Genomic DNA, 1297 nt, shown 5'->3' on the forward strand with positions numbered 1-1297 from the left:
CCGTGTCCGGAGCCGCGCGGATCAGGGCGATCACCGCGTCGATATTGGCCACCGCGATGACCAGGCCCACCAGCAGGTGCCCCCGGTCACGCGCCTTGTTCAGGTCAAAGCGCGCGCGGCGCAGGATGACTTCCTCACGGAAGCGGATGAACGCCTCCAGCACGTCCTTCAGGCCCATGAGGCGCGGCTGGCCGCCATCGAGCGCCAGCATGTTCACGCCGAACGAGGTCTGGAGCTGCGTGAAGCGGTAGAGCTGGTTCAGCACCACCTCCGGCGTCGCCTCGCGCTTGATCTCGATGACGATGCGCATGCCCGAACGGTCGCTCTCGTCACGGATGTCGGAAATGCCCTCGACCTGCTTGGTGCGCACCAGATCCGCGATGCGCTCCTGCAGCGTGGCCTTGTTCACCTGATAGGGGATTTCGGTGACGATGATGGCCTTGCGGTCCTTGCGGATGTCCTCGATCTCGGCCTTGGCGCGGATGATGACCGAGCCACGCCCCGTCTCGAACGCGCTGCGGATGCCCGCGCGGCCAAGGATGGTGCCGCCGGTGGGAAAGTCCGGGCCGGGCACGTAGTCCAGCAGGTCATCGAGCGTCATGTCCGGGCGCGCGATCAGCGCCAGGGTCGCGTCAATGATCTCACCGGGGTTGTGCGGCGGGATGTTGGTGGCCATGCCGACCGCGATGCCCGACGCGCCATTGACCAGCAGGTTGGGGAAGGCGGCGGGCAGGATCTGGGGTTCCTGCTCGCTTTCATCGTAGTTGGGCTGGAAATCGACCGTATCGCGGTCGATGTCGTCCAGCAGGAAGGACGCGGCCTTGGCCAGACGGGCTTCGGTGTAACGCATGGCGGCGGGGGAATCCCCATCCACCGAACCGAAATTGCCCTGCCCGTCGATCAGTTTCACCCGCATCGACCATGACTGCGCCATGCGCACCATGGCGTCGTAAATGGAGGAGTCGCCATGCGGGTGGTACTTACCCATCACGTCACCCACCGCGCGGGCTGATTTGCGGTAGGGCTTGTCGTGGGTGAACCCGCTTTCGCGCATGGAATACAGGATGCGGCGATGGACCGGCTTCAGCCCGTCACGCACGTCCGGCAGGGCGCGGCTGACAATGACGGACATCGCATAGGCCAGATAGGAGGAACGCATTTCCTCCTCGATCGTGACCGGCAGCATGGCGGACGGGGGCAGGGGATCGTCGGGTATCTCGGTCAAGGCAGTTCCGTCATGTCAGGGTTATCCCGCCCGTCGCGGCCACGCGGGCGCAAGGGCGGGACGGAAGGCAGG

The 1297-nt window shown here is 65.5% G+C and carries 1 protein-coding gene; it reads right to left on the reverse strand.

Features of this window, described 5'->3' with window-relative positions:
* Positions 1-1225: DNA topoisomerase (ATP-hydrolyzing) (locus JCM25156_RS16905; RefSeq protein ID WP_025814069.1), on the reverse strand; the 1225-nt coding region annotated here is incomplete at its 3' end.
* Between the last annotated feature and the right edge of the window lie 72 nt (positions 1226-1297).

The organism is Komagataeibacter kakiaceti JCM 25156 (assembly GCF_000613305.1).